This window comes from Zooshikella harenae (assembly GCF_018837975.1).
Classification (GTDB): domain Bacteria; phylum Pseudomonadota; class Gammaproteobacteria; order Pseudomonadales; family Zooshikellaceae; genus Zooshikella; species Zooshikella harenae.
In genome coordinates this window covers 1-2,072 of sequence record NZ_JAGSOY010000205.1, presented here as the reverse complement: position 1 = coordinate 2,072, position 2,072 = coordinate 1, and the positions used below count along the sequence as shown (strand labels likewise).

The following is a 2,072-nucleotide window of genomic DNA, read 5'->3' as shown; positions in this document are numbered from 1 at the left end:
GAAGCTCCGTAGGCTTTTGCTATGGTTGCTACATAATCAGCAGTGAATTCTTTGAAAAGTTTTTGTCTTCGATTAACATAGTCCGGAGCATGTCCTTCCAACTCCGTATGAGCATGACCAGCACCAATGGTGTATGTAACTCTTCTATTAAATTCATCGATGTATGTATGTGCGTACAGATCGCCAAACTTATGTGTTGCTAACCCTACAGTCTCGAAATCGCCTTGCTTAATAGCTTCAATTATTACTCTTCTAGTTGCTTCTCGCTCTACAATCAATTGCTTTTCTTTAGCTTTAGACAACTCGTTATTATAAATTCTCATGGCCCTATCGTATTTATCTTTACTAGAAGGAGTCATACGTCCTCTGCTGTTAATGTTTTTCTTCGGTTTTTCCATAGATATTTCTGGAAGATTCATTAAGCCATGTCCAGTTTCCTGATATTTGATTTGGCTCTATATGGACTAGCGGGGGCATTTGAACAGGTTTTTACGGTTTCACAAACGAGGGTTTATGAAACATCTTATTTAGTCTGAAATAAGAGCTATTTTCTGTTCCAGAATCCGTCAACTAATCTATGTCCCTCAAATGATCAAGTGAGGTTTGTACAGAAATTTGCGCTTTGGTATCAAGCAGATAAGTCAAAACCGTAAGTTTCTGCACAAATGCCCCCGCTGGTCCTAATTGCAACATAATGGTTCTGTCTCAAAATTAAGTGTCCGATGGCATTAGACCAGAACATAAAGCAGCTATCTAGCCAATTTGCTAGATGGCAGGTATCTTATTGCTTACAATAAAGCTCATTGGTGTCAAAATGACGTTTAATATTAGTTAGTTTTTCAGTTTTCGGTAGTATTTAAGGGTTTGTTTTGGTAGAAGTAGATAATCAATTTGAGCGTATTATTGAAGTGTGTCGTCATTCCTTTGGTAGACCTCCTCGAGAAATGTCAATGTTTGACATCTGGTGGAGAAAGATGCCTAAGCCCTCGTGGGTAAAGTCATCAAATGATCAGCGTTTTAGTGAAATATTTGATAATCAAGCGGCGTTATTAAAAAGAGGGAATATTGTCTGGGGGGCAGTAGTCCAAGCCAATAAACATCTTTTTGTATCCGGACGCACTGATTGTCCTGCAGCAATTCTTTATAGTTTAGACTTATCAGTAGATGGAAATCCGAGTATTCTTAAAAATGCTGCGAGTAGTCTCTTCTCCGTCAAGGGTAAAAAAGTTGATGATGAGGAGATTCAGATTTTTGCAGATAAGCTAGAAGATGAAATGGTAACAGATTTAAAGCTTGTTGTGCCAAAAAGCCTCACTGGAGGTATAGAATGTCTGTATACTTGCATAATGGTGCATAGAAAGCATCTTCCAGATCGAAAGCTGTCACGAGGATTGTTTCCTATTTTGGTCAATCCAATGGAAACTGAGGCTACTATGATTCTTCCATCAATGTATTGGTCAAAACCATTTGCAATGGCCTGGGGAAAGGGAAAATAGAGCTGACAAGGCTATGTTGCATTGTTGCTGCATAGCTGAACTCTCAAACGCTCGATGTAGTTTGCGGTGATAGACAAATATATTTATGGAAGTTATATGCAGTTTACTAAAGAAACAGAAACAGCAGAAATCAGTAAATACATTTCAGATAGGATCACTGATTACAAAAATAAAAACAAAATAAAATTTATTGAGTTGGGTTACCAATTTGACCAGGGAGGAATGGTTTGCGTTTTTTTCGATACAAGGGAGAATGCAAGTCCTGATGGTTTATGGACAATGAACTTAGATGGTAATTGTTTGCCGCGTCCCCATTGGCCTAGTGTTTTCGAAAACTATGATGAAAATGAATGTGCAATAATGATTGGTAATCTTATTAAAACAACTCTACTTAAATTAAGAGATGAAGGTGCATTTGGATCATTAAATAAATATGATGATTGTGAGCTTGGTATTGAAGAAATTAATGGTCTATTTGGATGGCCAAATTATGAAGATCGAGGGAAAGAAAATCTTGCTTAGTAAGGAGCAGTTGTCAGTCTACTTCTGGGTTAAGCACCTGCTGCCCAGACATTT

The 2,072-nt window shown here is 37.7% G+C and carries 3 protein-coding genes; 2 read left to right on the top strand and 1 reads right to left on the bottom strand.

Features of this window, described 5'->3' with window-relative positions; translation table 11 throughout:
* Window positions 1–419 (bottom strand): hypothetical protein (locus KCG35_RS24855; RefSeq protein WP_215822544.1); only part of this gene is annotated, 419 nt, incomplete at its 3' end.
* Window positions 420–869: 450 nt separating this feature from the next.
* On the opposite strand from KCG35_RS24855, the gene KCG35_RS24850 reads away from it, so the two are divergent.
* Together KCG35_RS24850 and KCG35_RS24845 are read left to right on the top strand one after the other, a co-directional pair.
* On the top strand, window positions 870–1,496 hold the full coding sequence (locus KCG35_RS24850; protein ID WP_215822543.1) for a hypothetical protein: 627 nt from the start codon (window positions 870–872) through the stop codon (window positions 1,494–1,496).
* 96 nt (window positions 1,497–1,592) lie between these two features.
* Complete coding sequence (locus KCG35_RS24845; RefSeq protein WP_215822542.1) at window positions 1,593–2,018, top strand: hypothetical protein; 426 nt, start codon at window positions 1,593–1,595, stop codon at window positions 2,016–2,018.
* Window positions 2,019–2,072: the final 54 nt, after the last annotated feature.